16 protein-coding genes are annotated in these 16968 nt (G+C 70.8%); 6 read left to right on the top strand and 10 right to left on the bottom strand.

Annotated features, from left to right (window positions below; all coding sequences use genetic code 11):
* Window positions 1-66: 66 nt before the first annotated feature.
* The 4 genes from KBY32_RS04895 to KBY32_RS04880 all read right to left on the bottom strand — a co-directional run bounded on the left by KBY32_RS04895 (window position 67) and on the right by KBY32_RS04880 (window position 5061).
* Window positions 67-2640 (bottom strand): ATP-binding protein, encoded by a 2574-nt coding sequence (locus KBY32_RS04895; RefSeq protein ID WP_210979003.1) that lies wholly within the window; start codon window positions 2638-2640, stop codon window positions 67-69.
* A gap of 263 nt (window positions 2641-2903) precedes the next feature.
* A complete protein-coding gene (locus tag KBY32_RS04890; protein WP_055625190.1) occupies window positions 2904-3227 on the bottom strand; it encodes an STAS domain-containing protein in 324 nt (107 codons plus the stop codon).
* A gap of 207 nt (window positions 3228-3434) precedes the next feature.
* Window positions 3435-4283, bottom strand: coding sequence for a 3-hydroxyacyl-CoA dehydrogenase family protein (locus KBY32_RS04885; protein ID WP_055625189.1), 849 nt, complete (start codon window positions 4281-4283; stop codon window positions 3435-3437).
* A gap of 136 nt (window positions 4284-4419) precedes the next feature.
* On the bottom strand, window positions 4420-5061 hold the full coding sequence (locus KBY32_RS04880; protein WP_210979002.1) for a TetR/AcrR family transcriptional regulator: 642 nt from the start codon (window positions 5059-5061) through the stop codon (window positions 4420-4422).
* Window positions 5062-5140: 79 nt separating this feature from the next.
* Here KBY32_RS04880 and KBY32_RS04875 point away from each other — a divergent pair, with 79 nt between their 5' ends.
* The 3 genes from KBY32_RS04875 to KBY32_RS04865 are packed head-to-tail and all read left to right on the top strand — an operon-like array spanning window position 5141 to window position 7266.
* Window positions 5141-5923, top strand: a complete 783-nt coding sequence (locus KBY32_RS04875) for an ABC transporter ATP-binding protein (RefSeq protein ID WP_055625187.1) — start codon at window positions 5141-5143, stop codon at window positions 5921-5923.
* A gap of 7 nt (window positions 5924-5930) precedes the next feature.
* On the top strand, window positions 5931-6680 hold the full coding sequence (locus KBY32_RS04870) for an ABC transporter permease (protein ID WP_210979001.1): 750 nt from the start codon (window positions 5931-5933) through the stop codon (window positions 6678-6680).
* A gap of 13 nt (window positions 6681-6693) precedes the next feature.
* Window positions 6694-7266 carry a cob(I)yrinic acid a,c-diamide adenosyltransferase gene (locus KBY32_RS04865; protein ID WP_210979000.1) on the top strand — a complete coding sequence of 191 codons (573 nt, stop codon included), beginning with the start codon at window positions 6694-6696 and terminating at the stop codon, window positions 7264-7266.
* Window positions 7267-7269: 3 nt separating this feature from the next.
* Here KBY32_RS04865 and KBY32_RS04860 read toward each other — a convergent pair whose 3' ends face one another.
* Window positions 7270-7842 carry a hypothetical protein gene (locus KBY32_RS04860; RefSeq protein ID WP_055625199.1) on the bottom strand — a complete coding sequence of 191 codons (573 nt, stop codon included), beginning with the start codon at window positions 7840-7842 and terminating at the stop codon, window positions 7270-7272.
* Between the two features lie 153 nt (window positions 7843-7995).
* Here KBY32_RS04860 and KBY32_RS04855 point away from each other — a divergent pair, with 153 nt between their 5' ends.
* From KBY32_RS04855 to KBY32_RS04845, 3 genes are all read left to right on the top strand, one after another.
* Window positions 7996-9183 carry a sensor histidine kinase gene (locus tag KBY32_RS04855; protein ID WP_210978999.1) on the top strand — a complete coding sequence of 396 codons (1188 nt, stop codon included), beginning with the start codon at window positions 7996-7998 and terminating at the stop codon, window positions 9181-9183.
* A complete protein-coding gene (locus KBY32_RS04850; protein ID WP_210978998.1) occupies window positions 9180-9815 on the top strand; it encodes a response regulator transcription factor in 636 nt (211 codons plus the stop codon). Before KBY32_RS04855 ends, KBY32_RS04850 begins: the two co-directional genes overlap by 4 nt.
* 144 nt (window positions 9816-9959) lie before the next feature.
* Window positions 9960-11786, top strand: a complete 1827-nt coding sequence (locus tag KBY32_RS04845; protein WP_210978997.1) for a glycoside hydrolase family 18 chitinase — start codon at window positions 9960-9962, stop codon at window positions 11784-11786.
* A gap of 72 nt (window positions 11787-11858) precedes the next feature.
* Here KBY32_RS04845 and KBY32_RS04840 read toward each other — a convergent pair whose 3' ends face one another.
* The 5 genes from KBY32_RS04840 to atpA form a co-directional block, all read right to left on the bottom strand.
* A complete protein-coding gene (locus tag KBY32_RS04840; RefSeq protein ID WP_055625181.1) occupies window positions 11859-12305 on the bottom strand; it encodes a DUF2550 domain-containing protein in 447 nt (148 codons plus the stop codon).
* 163 nt (window positions 12306-12468) lie between these two features.
* On the bottom strand, window positions 12469-12843 hold the full coding sequence (locus tag KBY32_RS04835; protein WP_055625180.1) for a F0F1 ATP synthase subunit epsilon: 375 nt from the start codon (window positions 12841-12843) through the stop codon (window positions 12469-12471).
* A gap of 130 nt (window positions 12844-12973) precedes the next feature.
* Window positions 12974-14410, bottom strand: coding sequence for a F0F1 ATP synthase subunit beta (gene atpD / locus KBY32_RS04830; RefSeq protein WP_055625179.1), 1437 nt, complete (start codon window positions 14408-14410; stop codon window positions 12974-12976).
* Window positions 14411-15331, bottom strand: a complete 921-nt coding sequence (locus KBY32_RS04825) for a F0F1 ATP synthase subunit gamma (protein WP_055625178.1) — start codon at window positions 15329-15331, stop codon at window positions 14411-14413.
* A gap of 21 nt (window positions 15332-15352) precedes the next feature.
* Window positions 15353-16945, bottom strand: coding sequence for a F0F1 ATP synthase subunit alpha (gene atpA, locus KBY32_RS04820; protein ID WP_055625177.1), 1593 nt, complete (start codon window positions 16943-16945; stop codon window positions 15353-15355).
* Window positions 16946-16968 lie beyond the last annotated feature (23 nt).

Below are 16968 nucleotides of genomic sequence, written 5' to 3'. Positions count from 1 at the left end.
CAGGACGAAGGGCCGGTTCCGTCGGACGGAACCGGCCCTTCGTCGTGAGTGGGTCCTGAGGGGACCTCAGATGACGGTGTCGGAGGCGTCGCTCGGCGAGCCGGGGCCGTCGCTCTGCGGGGCGCTCGCGGAGCTGGTCTCCGCCGGGCCGGAGGAGGACGGGCCGCTGGCCGACGTCGAGCTGGTCGGCGTGTTCGTCGGGTCCTCCGTCGGGGTGCCGGTCGGGTCCTCCGTCGGCTCCTCGGTGGGATCCTCCGTCGGTTCCTCGGTCTCCGTCTCGGTCGGCCGGGGTGGCCTGGTCGAGGACGGCGGCCTCGTGCTCGACGGCGGCTTGGTGGTCTCGTCCGAGTCGCCGCCGCCCGGCTTGTGCGTGCCGCTCGGGTCGTCCGACGGCTTCGCCGAGCTGGTCGGCGTCGGGTCGTCCGAGGTGCCGAGGGTGCCGTCGGGGCCGGGGTCCGTGGGCCGGCTGGTCGCCGACCCGGTGTCACCCGAGTCCTTGCCGTCGGTGCCCGCCACCTCGTCCGCGCCGAGGCTGTCGTCGCCGGCGCCCTGGCTCGCGGACGGGTTGACGCCGACCCGCGTGGACGGGCCCTCGGGGTCGCCGTCGGAGGTCGCGCCGAGCGTCACCACCGTGCCGAGGACGGCCACCAGGAGCGCGCCCGCGCCGGCCGCGACGAGGTTGCGCCTGGCGAAGCTGCGCACTCCGCCCCGGCCCTTGTGGGAGGGCAGCGGGGAGGCGGCGGGTGCGGCCGAGCGGTGGGTGACCAGCGTCGAGGTGTCGACGACCGGCGGGAACGGGGCGGGCACTCCCCCGGGCGGCGACTGGGACTCCTCGTACCGGGCGTCCGGGACCTCCTCGCCCGCCGTCGCGCCGAAGGCGACGAGTCCCGGCGCGGTGCCGGAGCGGTCGTCGACGAGGGCGAGGGCGCGGCGGCCCGCGACGGTGCCGCGCTTGTCGGCGAGGGCGCCGCGCAGGCCGATCGCGGTCTCCAGCTCGGTGCGGGCCCGGTCCAGCCGGCCGTCGCACAGCGCGAGGACACCCAACTCGTGGTGGAAGTAGGCCTGTTCGGTGACGTCACCGGCCGCCCGGGCCGCCTCGGCGCCGGCGCGCAGCGCGCGCTCCCAGGCGCTCCAGTGCAGTCCGGCCGCGAACGCGGGCGCCGCCGCGCGGGCCAGCTGGACGGCGGGGTCGGTCTCGTCCTCCTCGGACGCGGAGGCGTCCGCGGCGGGGGCCGGGGCCGGGGAGGCCACGAGCACGCCCAGCGCGGCCAGCAGGGCGTCCGCCTCGGCGCTGACGCGCTCCGGGGTGACCGAGGGGTGCCCGGCCCACCAGGTGTAGTGCTGGGCGGCGCTGAGGGCGGTCTCCTCGATGTCGTCGGCGTAGCCGGCGCTCTCCAGCTGGATCTGCACCCCGGCGGCGAGCCGGTAGCGGGAGCCGATCGGCGAGACCAGTCCGCAGTCGGCCAGCTCGCCGAGGGCGGCGTCCGCGTGGGTGTCGCCCACGAGGGCGGGCAGATGGGCCTGGTGCGGCATCTCGCCGCCCAGCGCGACGGCGAACCGCAGGGCGGCCCGGGCGGAGGCGCTGAGCCGTGAGGCGAGCAGCCGGGCGGGTGCGGCGGCCTCCCCGAGGGACGGCAGCGGCACCTCCTCGCGGTCGCGCACGGTCTCGGTGTCGACGGCGTCGGCGGGCGGGGCGGCCTCGAAGACGCCGTACTCGTCGACCGCCTCGGCCTCGGCCCGCAGCCGGTCCCGCTGCCGCAGCAGCGCGCCCGCCTGGACGAACCGCAGCGGCAGGCCCTCCGACTCGAACCAGAGGTCGCCCGCCCAGTTGCGCTCGTCCTCGGTGAGGTCGCGGCCGACGACGTGTTCCAGCAGTTCCATGCCGGCGGCGCGCTCCAGGCCGCCGAGCTCGACCTCCTCCATGTCGGACTCGGCGGACGGGGCGGGCACGTCGGGGGTGGCGCCGATCAGGAAGGCGCACTCGGGGGTCGCGTCGAGCAGCTCGTCGAGGGCGGTGCCGCCGAACTCGATGTCGTCGAGGACGACGACGGCTCCGATGTCCCGCACGCAGGCGCGCAGTTCGTCCTGTTCCGGACGGTGCAGCGGGGCGTCGTGGACGGCGCGGAAGAGGTCGTGCAGCAGATCGTCCGGGGTGCGGCGGAAGCCGGTGAGCCGGATCACCCCGTCGGGCGCCAGGTCCTCGCAGTCCTCGGCGACGAGGTCGAGGAGGCTGGTGCGGCCGGCGCCGCGGGGGCCGACCAGGCGCACGGAGCGGCCGCGCGCGAGCAGCCGTACGAGTTGTTCGCGCTCCTCCTGGCGGGCCAGCAGGGGCGGGGCGGGACGCGTCGGCCCGGGCGGGACCGGGGGCCGCGCGGCGCGGTCGGCCTCGGCGCGGTCGGCCGCGGAGAGCTTCTCGGGGCGGGCCGGCCGCTCGGCCGGCGGGCAGGGTTCTATCTCGCTGCCGTCGACCGGGTTGACGGTGAGCAGGAGATCGCCCGAGACGAGCTGCACGGTGCGGGCGAGTGTCGGCGCGTGCTGTCCGAAGTCGGGTGTCAGGGGATCCCTGGGCGGGCGCGGACGCGACGACTGCTCGTCGGCGTCATGGCCGTACCCCTCGGGTCCCCGGGTGTTCGGGTCCATAGGTTCCAAGCCCCCCAAAAGCGTCGTGTGCGTCTGCCAAGCCCCTCCCGGCCTTGCTGCACACCGCGCTGTCGCTTCTGGTCCGGGCCCGCTCGAAGGGAAACGTCTAGCCAGCGGGCAGCCGAACCCTAAACCTTCGCACAGTATCTACGACAGCCCGGGGTCCCGCGCCGTCCGAGACATCACAGTCTCGTGAGGATTGTGCGTGGTGCGCCGTTCGCAGACGGAACGCCCGACTGTCCCGCCCCACCCGTGCCGGGGTGTCACACCCGGGGCAGGGACTCCACCCCGATACCGCCCTCGATCGCCAGGATCCGGTGCAGCCGGGTGGCCACCAGCAGGCGCTGCATCTGCAGCGGCACGCCGCGCAGCACCAGGCGCCGGCCGCAGCGGCCGGCCCGCCGGTGGGCCCCCATGATCACCCCGAGTCCGGTGGCGTCCCAGGAGTCCAGCTCGGACAGGTCGAGCACCAGATCGCCGACTCCGTCGTCGACGGCCGAGTGCAGGACCGTACGGGCGTCCGCCGCGCTGCGGACGTCGAGGCGGCCCCCGACGACCAGTTCGGCGTGGTCGCCCCTGATGTGCATAGCGCTCCCCTAAGCGTGCGTTCGTGCTCCGCGGTGTGTGGTCTGCGTAGGTGCGTGGGTCTGTCGTTGCTACGAGTCTTCGCAGTGGCCGGTGATGCAACCTCTGACTGCGTTCAGCGGCCAGAGGTTGCCGTCTGTAAGCGAACCGATACCGAATTCACCCCATCGCGTGACTCGTGCGGGGGCTGTGCGGTGGTGTACGAAACCTCAGTAGCTGTAAAAGCCTTGCCCGCTCTTGCGGCCGATGTCACCCGCGTCCACCATCCGGCGCATCAGCTCCGGCGGGGCGAACTTCTCGTCCTGGGACTCGGTGTAGATGTTGCCGGTGGCGTGCAGCAGGATGTCGACGCCGGTCAGGTCGGCCGTGGCCAGGGGGCCCATGGCGTGCCCGAAGCCCAGCTTGCAGGCCAGGTCGATGTCCTCGGCGGTGGCGACGCCCGACTCGTAGAGCTTGGTCGCCTCGACGACGAGCGCCGAGATCAGCCGGGTGGTGACGAAACCGGCGACGTCGCGGTTGACGACGATGCAGGTCTTGCCGACGGACTCGGCGAACTCACGGGCGGTGGCGAGGGTTTCGTCGCTGGTCTTGTAGCCGCGGACCAGCTCGACGAGCTGCATCATCGGCACCGGCGAGAAGAAGTGCACGCCGACGACCCGCTCGGGGTGCTCGGTGGCCGCCGCGATCTTGGTGATCGGGATGGCGGAGGTGTTGGAGGCGAGCACGGCGTCGGGGCGCACGATCTTGTCGAGCGCGCGGAAGATCTCGTGCTTGACCTCGAGCTTCTCGAAGACCGCCTCGACGACAACGTCGGCGTCCGCGGCGGCGTCCAGGTCGGTGGTCGCGGTGATCCGGGCCAGGGCGGCGTCGGCGTCATGCGCCTCGAGCTTGCCCTTGCTCACGAACTTGTCGTACGAGGCCTTGATGCCGTCCGTGCCGCGCTTGAGCGCCTCGTCCGTGACGTCCCGAAGGACGACGTCCCAGCCCGCCTGCGCGGAGACCTGGGCGATCCCGGAACCCATCAAGCCGGCGCCGATGACGGCAAGCTTCCGTGCCACTGTTGCGACTCCTTCGAGAAACGCCTTACACCCTGTTGAGGTTGCTCTTCGGCGGACCCTAGCGGCAGTGAGGCACTGTGTGACCGGTTAGTAACGCGAGTCACGTCTCATCTGACGGACATCACACCGGCACGGCTCATTGCGCGCCCCGGACGGCGTAGTTGAGCACCTTCTCGCTCAACAGCTCCTCGATGTCGTCGAGAAGCACCAGCGTCTCACGGGACACTTCGCCCGGTTTGCGCCCCTTGAGCATCTCCCGGCCGACGGCCGTGAAAACGGTGTGGTGGATCCAGGCGAGCTGACCGGCGATCAGCCCCGGCAGCGGGTCGCCGGCGTCGGCGCCGGTGTCCTCGCGCAGGGTCGCCTCGAGGTCGTCGTGGATCTCCTGCTGGAGGCTCCACAGGCGTGAGCGCAGCGGGGGCGCCTCGTGGATGCAGCGCATGAAGCGGTCGTAGCCCTCCATGAGCCCGACGCGGGGCGAGACCCCCTCGACGTCGGCGCGCAGCTCGCGCAGCACCGCGCGGGCGGCCGACTCCCCCTCCGGCCGCGCCCGGACCCAGCGGGACAGCTGGTCGACGACGCCGGCGGAGCGGTCGAAGAACAGGTCCTCCTTGGCCGGGAAGTAGTTGTAGACGGTGTTCACCGAGACGTCGGCGGCCTCCGCCACGTCCGCCATGGTCACGGTCACGAAGCCGTGCTCCAGGAACAGCCCGGTGGCGATGTCCGAGATCCGCTGCCGCGTCTCGCGCTTCTTGCGCTCCCTGAGCCCTTCCGTCATGCCCTCATCCTAACTTCGATGGGGTCTCTTGAATTTTGGGGCCGTTGCAAAATTTCAGTGACTCTGTTTTTCTAGGCGCATGCCTGTCATCAGTGCGGCCGGACTGGCCCGTACCTTCCAGACCCGGCGCGGCCCCGTGGAGGCCGTGCGTTCCGTCGACCTGACCGTCCAGAAAGGCGAGATCCTCGGCTTCCTCGGCCCGAACGGCGCCGGCAAGACGACGACCCTGCGGATGCTGACGACCCTGCTGGCCCCCACCGGCGGCGCGGCCACCGTCGCCGGCCACGACCTCGCGACCGACCCCGCGGGGGTGCGGCGCGCCAGCGGCTACGTGGCCCAGTCGGGCGGGGTGGACCCGCAGATCACCGTGCGGGAGGAGCTGGTCACCCAGGGCCGCCTGTACCGCCTGCCGAAGGCGCGGGCCGTCGAGCGCGCCGCGGAACTCGCCCACGACCTCGGCCTGACCGAGCTGCTGGACCGCAAGGCCGGCGCCCTCTCCGGGGGCCAGCGCAGGCGCCTGGACATCGCGATGGCGCTCACCCACCGCCCGGCGGTGCTGTTCCTGGACGAGCCGACGACCGGTCTCGACCCCGGCAGCCGGGCCGATCTGTGGGACCTGGTGCGGCGGCTGCGCGACGAGCAGGGCACCACCGTCTTCCTGACCACCCACTACCTGGACGAGGCCGACGCCCTCGCCGACCGCCTGGTGATCGTCGACCGCGGCACGGTCGTCGCCGAGGGCACGCCGAGCGCGCTGAAGCTGCGCCACTGCGGCTCGATCGACGCGTCCCTCCAGGACACCTTCCTCGCCGTCACCGGGCGCGGCCCGGTCCCGGCCGACGCCGCCCCCGTAGCCGTATAGGACCCTCATGCTGATCCAGGACACGGCCCTCATCTACGGCCGTTACATGCGCCAGTCCCTGCGCTCCCGCTTCGCGCTGCTCTTCGGCGTGCTGATGCCGCTGCTGTACCTGCTGTTCTTCGGCCCGCTGCTCACGGACCTGCCGCTCGGCGGGAAGGGGTCCTCCTGGCAGGTGCTGGTGCCCGGGCTGCTGCTCCAACTCGGGCTGTTCGGCGCGTCCTTCGCGGGGTTCGCGGTCATCATCGAGCAGGGCCAGGGCGTGGTGGACCGGATGCGGGTGACGCCGGTCAGCCGGCTCGCCCTGCTGCTCGGGCGCGTGCTGCGGGAGGCCACGGTGTTCGTCTTCCAGGCGGTGCTGCTGGTGCTGGCGGCGCTCGTGATGGGGCTGCGCGCCCCGCTGCCCGGCGTGCTGATCGGGTTCGCCTTCGTGGGGCTGCTGACGGTGTCGCTGGCCTCGCTGTCGTACGCGCTCGCGCTGAAGGTCCGCACCCCGCAGGAGTTCGGCCCGGCGGTCAACGCGCTGACGATGCCGATGATGCTGCTGTCCGGTCTGATGCTGCCGATGACGCTGGGGCCGCGCTGGCTGGACGTGCTGTCCCACTTCGTACCGTTCCGCTATCTGGTGGACGCGGTCCGGGACGCCTACGTCGGCGCGTACACCACGCAGCACATGCTGTACGGCACGGTCGTGGCCGTCCTCTTCGCCGCGCTCGCCGTGACAGTGGGCACACGCGTCTTCCGCGCCGCCGGAGCATAACTAGGCTGGTCGCATGGTCAATCTGACGCGTATCTACACCCGGACCGGCGACCAGGGCACCACCGCCCTCGGCGACATGAGCCGGACCTCCAAGACCGATCTGCGGATCTCGGCGTACGCCGACGCCAACGAGGCGAACGCCGTGCTCGGCACCGCCATCGCGCTGGGCGGGCTGGAGGAGGAGGTCGTCGAGGTCCTCACTCGCGTACAGAACGACCTGTTCGACGTGGGCGCGGACCTGTCGACGCCGGTCGTGGAGAACCCGGAGTACCCGCCGCTGCGGGTGGAGCAGTTCTACATCGACCGGCTGGAGGCGGACTGCGACCGCTTCAACGAGCGGCTGGAGAAGCTGCGGTCCTTCATCCTGCCCGGCGGCACCCCCGGCGCGGCCCTGCTGCACCAGGCGTGCACGGTGGTCCGGCGTGCGGAGCGCTCGACGTGGGCCGCGCTGGAGGTGCACGGCGAGACGATGAACCCGCTCACCGCGACCTACCTCAACCGCCTCTCCGACCTCCTGTTCATCCTCGCCAGGACGGCGAACAAGGAGGTCGGGGACGTGCTGTGGGTGCCGGGCGGGGAGCGCTAGCCGTCACCGGCCCACCGTCCTACGCTCCGGTTCCCGGTCGGGCTCGGCCTTGGGCCGCTTCGGCCACAGCAGATAGGTCAGGGCGATCAGGCCGTGGATGCCGGCGGCGCGCAGCGCCACCCACTGGAAGGACCGCAGGGACGAGGTGTCGCCGTCCCCGACGTACCAGACGGCCGCCTGGAGCAGGGTGAGCGCGACCGCCGCCGCGAGGAGCGTCCGCAGCCACAGGGCGCCCTCGTGCCGGGCCCGTGCCATGCCGTAGCGCGGTGGGCGCGGGGGCCGGGGCGCCCCGGCCAGGCGGTGCGCGGCGTGGCCGTCGAGCCAGCGGATCGTGTAGTGGCCGTAGGCGACGGTGTAGCCGATGTAGAGCGCTGCCAGGCCGTGCTCCCAGCCGGGTTCGGCGCCGTTCCTGAGGTCGACCGCCGTGGCGGCGAACAGGACCAGTTCCAGCACCGGCTCGCACAGCAGCAGCACGACGCTCGTGCGGCGCCACTTCAGCAGGTAGCGCACGGCCAGCCCCAGGGCCAGCAGCACCCAGAACCCGACCTCGCAGGCGACGATGAGGGCGACGATCACCACAGGCTCCCTTCGTTCACCCCTCCAGGCTCCCGCCGGGCGCGCCCGCTTCCGTCGTCGGCGGTGACGAAACCGCCGTACATCGAACGATGCAGTCCGGGACCCGCCTCGGGCAGCACGCGTCCGCCCCGGGCAGCGTGTTGGATGGAACGCATGGCCCTCCCCCGCCCGCACCGCTTCGACGTGTACGTCGCCGTCGCCGGGCTGCTCGGCGGTCTGCTCCTGGTGGGCATCGGCCTGGGCAACCGGTCCCGCGAGGACCCCGTCACGCTCTTCGACGGGCCCTGGCCGATCCTGGTGCCGCTCACCGTGATGGCCGGCTGCGAACTGCTGCGCCGGGCGGCCCCGCGGACGGCCCTGATGATCGCCACGCCCGCGATCGCCGCGGACGTGCTGACCCAGGGCAACCTGGCGACGGTCCTGATGTTCACCGACATCATGTACGCGGCCGTGCTGTACGGCCCGCTCGCCTCGGCCCGGCGCATCCAGTGGATCACCGGGCTGCTGACGGTGACCGGGACGGTCGTCCCGTACGCGGTCTGGCGGGTGCCGGAGGCGCTGCTCATCGGCGTGGTCATCGGGGTCGTGGCGTACGGTCCCGCCGCCACCGGCTGGATCGTGCGCAACCACCGCGACGCCGCCGAGGCCGCCCGGCTGCGGGCCGAGCAGACGGCGCTGCTGGCCGAGATGGACCGCGCCCAGGCCGTGACGTCGGAGCGCTCCCGGATGGCCCGCGAGCTGCACGACCTGGTGGCCAACCACCTCTCGGCGATCGCCATCCACTCCACCGCCGCGCTCTCCCTGGACGACCCGGCGACCTCCCGGGAGGCGCTGTCCGTGATCCGGGAGAACAGCGTCGCCGGGCTCGCCGAGATGCGCCGGCTCATCGGCATCCTGCGGGAGGCGGGCGCCGGCACCGAACCGGCGGCCGCCCCGACCCTGGACGGCCTCGACGCGCTGGCCGACGGCGCCCGCGCCAACGGCCTGGACGTCCGCCTCGACGCCGACCCCGGCACGGTCCCCGCGCCCGTGGAGCTGGCCGCCTACCGGATCGTCCAGGAGTCGCTGACCAACGCCCTCAAGCACGCGGCGCCCGGCCCGGTCACGGTCACCCTCGCCCGGCGGGACGGCTGTCTGGCCGTCACCGTGACCAGCCCGTTCGGCGACCGGGAGGGGCCGCGCGCGCCCGGTTCGGGCGCCGGTCTGGTCGGGATGCGGGAGCGGGCCGCGCTGCTGGGCGGGACGTTCGAGGCGGGCCCCGCCCATGAACCGGGGTCCGCGGACGGCAAGATCTGGGCCGTGCGCGCCCTGCTTCCGCTGACCGAAGGAGACTCCGCATGATCCGTGTCCTGGTCGCCGAGGACCAGTCCTCGGTCCGCGCCGGCCTCGTCCTCATCCTGCGCAGCGCCCCCGACATCGAGGTCGTCGGCGAGGCGGCGGACGGCGAGCAGGCGGTGGCCCTGGCCCGGGAGCTGCGCCCCGACCTGGTGCTGATGGACATTCAGATGCCGCGTCTGGACGGGGTGTCGGCCACCCGGCAGGTGGTCGCCGAGCGGCTCGCGGACGTACTGGTGCTGACCACCTTCGACCTGGACGAGTACGTCTTCGGGGCGCTGCGCGCGGGGGCGTCGGGGTTCCTGCTGAAGAACACCGAGGCGAAGGACCTGATCACGGCGGTGCGTACGGTGGCGGGGGGCGAGGGCCTGATCGCGCCGGCCGTCACCCGGCGCCTGATCGCCGAGTTCGCGGCGAAACCGGCCCGGGAGGCCGATCCGTCCGTCCTGGACGCGCTCACCCGGCGCGAGCGCGAGGTGCTGTCGTGTCTCGGCGAGGGGCTGTCCAACGCCGAGATCGCGAACCGGCTGGACATGGCCGAGGCGACGGCGAAGACGCACGTCAGCCGTCTGCTGGGGAAGCTGGAGCTGCGCAGCCGGGTCCAAGCGGCCGTACTCTCCCAGGAGTTGGGTATCTAGAGCGCGGGCGGGGGATGCCCATCAGGTGCCGAACGTCAAGTGGTCCAGACCTATTGACCTGTGGTCCAGACCTTTCTATTCTCACCGCACCATGAGTGGGCGTGAGGCTCAGTCACGCCCCAGGACTCCCCAAGGAGGCGCGACATGCGCTTCAGACACAGAGCCGTGGCAGGATTCGCGACGCTGCTGCTCCCGCTGGCAGGCCTGGTCGGCCTCGCGAGCCCCGCCGAGGCGGCGGCTTCCGCCACCGCCACCTACTCCAAGCCCCAGGACTGGGGCACCGGCTTCGAGGGCAAGTGGACGGTGAAGAACACCGGCACCACGACGCTCTCCTCGTGGACCGTCGAGTGGGACTTCCCCTCCGGCACCTCGGTCACCTCCGCCTGGGACGCCGACGTCACCTCCTCCGGCAACCACTGGACCGCCAAGAACAAGTCCTGGAACGGCACGCTCGCCCCCGGCGCCTCCATCAGCTTCGGCTTCAACGGCAAGGGCTCCGGATCCCCCTCCAACTGCAAGCTCAACGGCGGCAGTTGTGACGGCGGGCCGAGCGAGCCCGGGGACAACCCGCCCAGCGCCCCCGGCACCCCCACCGCCTCGGACATCACCAACACCTCGGTGAAGCTGTCCTGGAGCGCGGCCACCGACGACAAGGGCGTCAAGAACTACGACGTGCTGCGTGACGGCGCCAAGGTCGCGACCGTGACGTCCACCTCGTACTCGGACACCGGCCTCACCGCCGGCACCGACTACTCCTACACGGTCCAGGCGCGGGACACCGCCGACCAGACCGGCCCGGTCAGCGGCGCCCGCGCGGTGCGCACCACCGGCGGCACCACCGAGCCGCCGCCCACCGGCGACAAGGTCAAGCTCGGCTACTTCACCGAGTGGGGCGTCTACGGCCGCAACTACCACGTCAAGAACCTGGTGACGTCGGGCTCCGCGTCCAAGATCACCCACATCAACTACGCCTTCGGCAACGTCAAGAACGGTCAGTGCACCGTCGACGACACCTACGCCGCCTACGACAAGGCGTACACCGCCGACCAGTCCGTCAGCGGCCAGGCCGACACCTGGGACCAGCCGCTGCGCGGCAACTTCAACCAGCTGCGCCAGCTGAAGGCGAAGTACCCGCACATCAAGGTGCTGTACTCCTTCGGCGGCTGGACCTACTCCGGCGGCTTCGGCCAGGCGGCACAGAACGCGGCCGCGTTCGCCAAGTCCTGCAAGGCCGTCGTGGAGGACCCGCGCTGGGCCGACGTCTTCGACGGCATCGACATCGACTGGGAGTACCCGAACGCCTGCGGTCTGACCTGTGACACCTCCGGCCCGGCGGCCTTCAAGACGCTGATGCAGGCGCTGCGCGCCGAGTTCGGCTCGAACTACCTGGTCACCGCGGCCATCACCGCCGACGGCTCCAACGGCGGCAAGATCGACGCGGCCGACTACGGCGGCGCCTCGCAGTACCTCGACTGGTACAACGTGATGACGTACGACTACTTCGGCGCCTTCAACGCGCAGGGCCCGACGGCCCCGCACTCGCCGCTGACGTCGTACGCCGGCATCCCGCAGGCCGGCTTCAACTCGGCCGACGCGATCGCCAAGCTGAAGTCCAAGGGCGTGCCGTCCAAGAAGCTCCTGCTCGGCATCGGCTTCTACGGCCGCGGCTGGACCGGTGTGACCCAGGCCGCCCCCGGCGGCACGGCGACCGGCGCGGCCCCCGGCACCTACGAGGCGGGCATCGAGGACTACAAGATCCTCAAGAACTCCTGCCCGGCCAACGGCACCATCGCCGGCACCGCCTACGCCCACTGCGGCACCAACTGGTGGTCGTACGACACCCCGTCGACGATCGCGGGGAAGATGAGCTGGGCCAAGAACCAGGGCCTCGGCGGAGCCTTCTTCTGGGAGTTCAGCGGCGACACCGGCAACGGTGAGCTGGTGAGCGCCATCAACAGCGGTCTGCAGTAACCCGTACGGCAGTACGAAGCCGCCACGGACAGGTCACGAGCCTGTCCGTGGCGGTCTTTTTTCGCGTTCTTCTCAGGCGACGTTGACGCGCTGGCCGGGCGGGGCGGCCTCCAGCCAGGCCAGGAAGCCGGTGAGCGCGTCCTCGCTCATGGCCAGTTCGAGCCGGGTGCCCCGGTGGAGACAGGTGAGGATGACGGCGTCCGAGAGGAGCGCCAGCTCCTCCTCGCCGTCGGGGACACGGCGGCCGGCCACCTCGATGGCGGAACGCTCCAGGACGCGGCGCGGACGGTAGGCGTAGGAGAAGACGCGGTACCACTCGATGCGGTCGCCGTTGTAGCGGGCGACGCCGTAGCTCCAGCCCTTGCCGCTGGTGTCGGTCTTCTCCGGCACGTCCCAGCGCAGGGAACAGTCGAAGGTGCCGCCCGAGCGCTGGATGAGCCTGCGGCGCAGGCCGAAGACGAACAACCCCAGCACCACAAGGGCGACGACGGTTCCGCACACAGTCAGAGCGAGGACCATCGACACCGACCTCCTCGTCTCCTAGGTAACGGAACGGAAAAAACTTCCATATCTGCCACAGCCGCGACCGGCACCGGATCGCTCCGGTCCCAGCCGCGGCTGAGTGACGTCAATCGCGAGCGCTCCCCCTGAGCCTAAAGGGCCCGGGAGGCGACCCGGGGGGTCAGCGCGCCGTCGCCGCCCGCAGGCGGACCTCCGCGCGGCGTCCGGCGGAGGCGTCGTCCGCCGACTTCGCGCGCTCGAGCGCCCGCTCCGCGCGCTGGACGTCGATCTCCTCGGACAGTTCGGCGATCTCCGCCAGCAGCGACAGCTTGTCGTCCGCGAACGAGATGAAACCGCCGTGCACCGCGGCGATGACGGTCCCACCATCACTCGTACGGATGGTCACCGGGCCCGACTCCAGCACACCGAGCAGCGGCTGGTGACCGGGCATGACGCCGATGTCGCCGGACGTGGTGCGCGCGACGACCAGGGTGGCCTGGCCCGACCAGACCTCACGGTCGGCGGCGACCAGCGCGACGTGCAGCTCAGCAGCCAAGATGGCTCCTCGGGTCACCACCCGGCGGTTCTGCCGGGTGTTGGTTACAAGTCTAATAGGCATGAATGAGGGGGCGGGACGTGCCCCCGCCCCCTCATCACGAGCTCAATGGCTCACGAAGACCGATGCGTCAGGAGACGCCCAGCTCCTTCGCGTTCTTCTTGAGGTCCTCGAGACCACCGCACATGAAGAACGCCTGCTCCGGGAAGTGGTCGAACTCACCGTCGCAGATCGCGTTGAACGCGGTGATCGACTCGTCCAGCGGCACGTCCGAGCCGTCCACACCGGTGAACTGCTTGGCGACGTGCGTGTTCTGGGACAGGAAGCGCTCGACGCGGCGGGCACGCTGGACGACCAGCTTGTCCTCCTCGCTGAGCTCGTCGATACCGAGGATCGCGATGATGTCCTGGAGGTCCTTGTACTTCTGCAGGATCCCCTTGACGCGCATCGCGGTGTTGTAGTGGTCCTGCGCGATGTAGCGCGGGTCCAGGATCCGGGACGTGGAGTCCAGCGGGTCCACGGCCGGGTAGATGCCCTTCTCGGAGATCGGACGGGACAGAACCGTCGTCGCGTCGAGGTGGGCGAAGGTGGTGGCCGGCGCCGGGTCGGTCAGGTCGTCCGCGGGGACGTAGATCGCCTGCATCGAGGTGATCGAGTGACCACGGGTCGAGGTGATGCGCTCCTGGAGGAGACCCATCTCGTCGGCCAGGTTCGGCTGGTAGCCCACCGCGGAGGGCATACGGCCGAGCAGGGTCGACACCTCGGAACCGGCCTGGGTGAAGCGGAAGATGTTGTCGATGAAGAACAGCACGTCCTGCTTCTGCACATCGCGGAAGTACTCCGCCATGGTCAGACCGGCCAGGGCCACGCGCAGACGGGTGCCCGGGGGCTCGTCCATCTGGCCGAAGACCAGCGCGGTCTTGTCGATGACGCCCGACTCGCTCATCTCGTCGATGAGGTCGTTGCCCTCACGGGTGCGCTCACCGACACCGGCGAACACCGACACACCGTCGTGGTTGTTGGCGACGCGGTAGATCATCTCCTGGATGAGCACCGTCTTGCCGACGCCGGCACCGCCGAACAGGCCGATCTTTCCACCCTTGACGTACGGGGTGAGAAGGTCGATGACCTTGACGCCGGTCTCGAACATCTCGGTCTTCGACTCGAGCTCGTCGAAGTTCGGGGCCTTGCGGTGGATGGACCAGCGCTCGCCCTCGTACTTCTCGTCGACGTTCAGCACCTCACCGAGGGTGTTGAACACCTTGCCCTTGGTGAAGTCGCCGACCGGGACGGTGATGCCCGTGCCCGTGTCGGTGACGGCGGCCTGGCGGACCAGGCCGTCGGTGGGCTGCATGGAGATGGTGCGGACCAGGCCGTCGCCCAGGTGCTGGGCGACCTCGAGGGTCAGCGTCTTCTTCTCGCCGGCGTTGGCCGGGTCGGCCACCTCGACGTGAAGGGCGTTGTAGATCTCCGGCATCGCGTCGACGGGGAACTCCACGTCGACGACCGGGCCGATGACCCGGGCGACGCGGCCCGTAGCCGTCGCGGTCTCAACAGTGGTGGTCATTTATCGGTCACTCCCCGCGGTCGCGTCGGCCAGGGCGCTGGCGCCACCGACGATCTCGCTGATTTCCTGGGTGATTTCGGCCTGGCGGGCCGCGTTGGCAAGACGGGAGAGCGTGTTGATCAGCTCGCCCGCGTTGTCGGTGGCCGACTTCATCGCGCGCCGCGTGGCGGCGTGCTTCGAAGCGGCCGACTGGAGCAGCGCGTTGTAGATCCGGCTCTCGACGTACCGCGGCAGCAGGGCGTCGAGGACGTCCTCCGCCGACGGCTCGAAGTCGAACAGCGGCAGGATCTCGCCCTTGGACGGGGCGGTCTCCTGCGCGACCTCCTCGAGGCGCAGCGGAAGCAGCTGGGCGCCCAGCGCCTGCTGCGTCATCATCGAGACGAACTCGGTGTAGACGATGTGGAGCTCGTCCACGCCGCCCTCGGCCGTGTCCTTCTCGATGGCCTCGATCAGCGGGGCCGCGACCGTCTTGGCGTCCGCGTACGTCGGCTCGTCCGTGAAGCCGCTCCACGACTCCGCGATCTTGCGCTCGCGGAAGTTGTAGTGCGCCACACCGCGACGGCCCACGATGTACGTCTCGACCTGCTTGCCCTCGCGCTCCAGGCGCTCGGTCAGCTGCTCCGCCGCCTTGATGGCGTTGGAGTTGAAGGCGCCGGCGAGACCACGGTCGCTCGTGAGGAGCAGCACCGCGGACCGCGTGACCGTCTCGGCCTGCGTGGTCAGCGGGTGCTTGGTGTTCGATCCGGTGCCGACCGCCGTGACCGCGCGGGTGAGCTCGGTCGCGTACGGCGTGGAGGCCGCCACCTTGCGCTGCGCCTTGACGACGCGCGAGGCGGCGATCATCTCCATCGCCTTCGTGATCTTCTTGGTCGCGGTGACGGATCGGATGCGACGCTTGTAGACCCGGAGCTGAGCTCCCATGAGTCAGGTCCCTTCCTTACGTCACTTGGCGGCAGCGGCCGGAGCGTCCTCGCCGAGCAGCTTGCCGTCCGCGGTCTCGAACTGCTTCTTGAACTCCGCGATGGCGTCGGCGACGGCGGTGAGGGTGTCGTCCGACATCTTGCCGCCCTCCTTGATGGAGGTCATGAGGCCCTGCTCCTTGCGGTGCAGGTACTCCAGGAGCTCCTTCTCGAAGCGCCGGATGTCGGCGACCGGGACGTCGTCCATCTTGCCGGTGGTACCGGCCCACACGGAGACGACCTGGTCCTCGGTGGACATGGGCTCGTACTGGGCCTGCTTCAGCAGCTCGACCATGCGCTGGCCGCGCTCCAGCTGCGCCTTCGACGCGGCGTCCAGGTCGGAACCGAAGGCGGCGAACGCCTCCAGCTCACGGAACTGGGCCAGGTCGACACGCAGACGGCCGGAGACCTGCTTCATCGCCTTGTGCTGCGCGGAACCACCGACTCGGGAGACGGAGATACCGACGTTCAGCGCGGGGCGCTGACCGGCGTTGAAGAGGTCCGACTCCAGGAAGCACTGGCCGTCGGTGATGGAGATGACGTTGGTCGGGATGAACGCCGAGACGTCGTTGGCCTTGGTCTCGACGATCGGCAGACCGGTCATCGAGCCGGCACCCATCTCGTCGGAGAGCTTCGCGCAGCGCTCCAGCAGACGGGAGTGCAGGTAGAAGACGTCACCCGGGTAGGCCTCACGGCCCGGCGGGCGGCGCAGCAGCAGGGACACGGCGCGGTAGGCGTCGGCCTGCTTCGAGAGGTCGTCGAAGATGATGAGGACGTGCTTGCCCTCGTACATCCACTGCTGGCCGATGGCCGAACCGGTGTACGGCGCCAGGTACTTGAAGCCGGCCGGGTCGGACGCCGGGGCGGCGACGATGGTCGTGTACTCCAGCGCGCCGTTCTCCTCCAGCGCGCGGCGGACCGACGCGATGGTCGAGCCCTTCTGGCCGATGGCGACGTAGATGCAGCGGACCTGCTTGTTCACGTCGCCGGAGCGCCAGTTGTCGCGCTGGTTGATGATCGTGTCGACGGCCAGGGCGGTCTTGCCGGTCTGGCGGTCACCGATGATCAGCTGACGCTGGCCACGGCCGATCGGGGTCATCGCGTCGACGGCCTTGTAGCCGGTCTCCATCGGCTCGTGCACCGACTTGCGCTGCATGACCGTGGGGGCCTGCAGCTCGAGGGCACGACGACCGCTGGTCTCGATCTCGCCGAGGCCGTCGATCGGGTTGCCGAGCGGGTCGACGACACGGCCGAGGTAGCCCTCGCCGACGGCCACGGAGAGCACCTCACCGGTGCGCGTGACCGGCTGGCCCTCCTCGATGCCGCTGAACTCACCGAGGACGATGGCGCCGATCTCGCGCTCTTCCAGGTTGAGCGCGAGGCCGAGGGTGCCGTCCTCGAACTTCAGCAGTTCGTTGGCCATGGCCGAGGGGAGGCCCTCGACCTTCGCGATGCCGTCGCCGGCAAGGGTGACCGTACCGACCTCCTCGCGCGAGGCCGCGTCCGGCTTGTACGACTGGACAAAGTTCTCCAGCGCGTCCCGGATCTCCTCCGGCCGGATCGTGAGCTCCGCCATCTGGGTTCCCTGCTCTCCTTGTT

Source organism: Streptomyces sp. RK62, assembly GCF_018070255.1.
Taxonomy (GTDB): domain Bacteria; phylum Actinomycetota; class Actinomycetes; order Streptomycetales; family Streptomycetaceae; genus Streptomyces; species Streptomyces nigra.
Note: the sequence above shows the minus strand (reverse complement) of the source record. Positions and strands in the feature narration are given on the sequence as shown.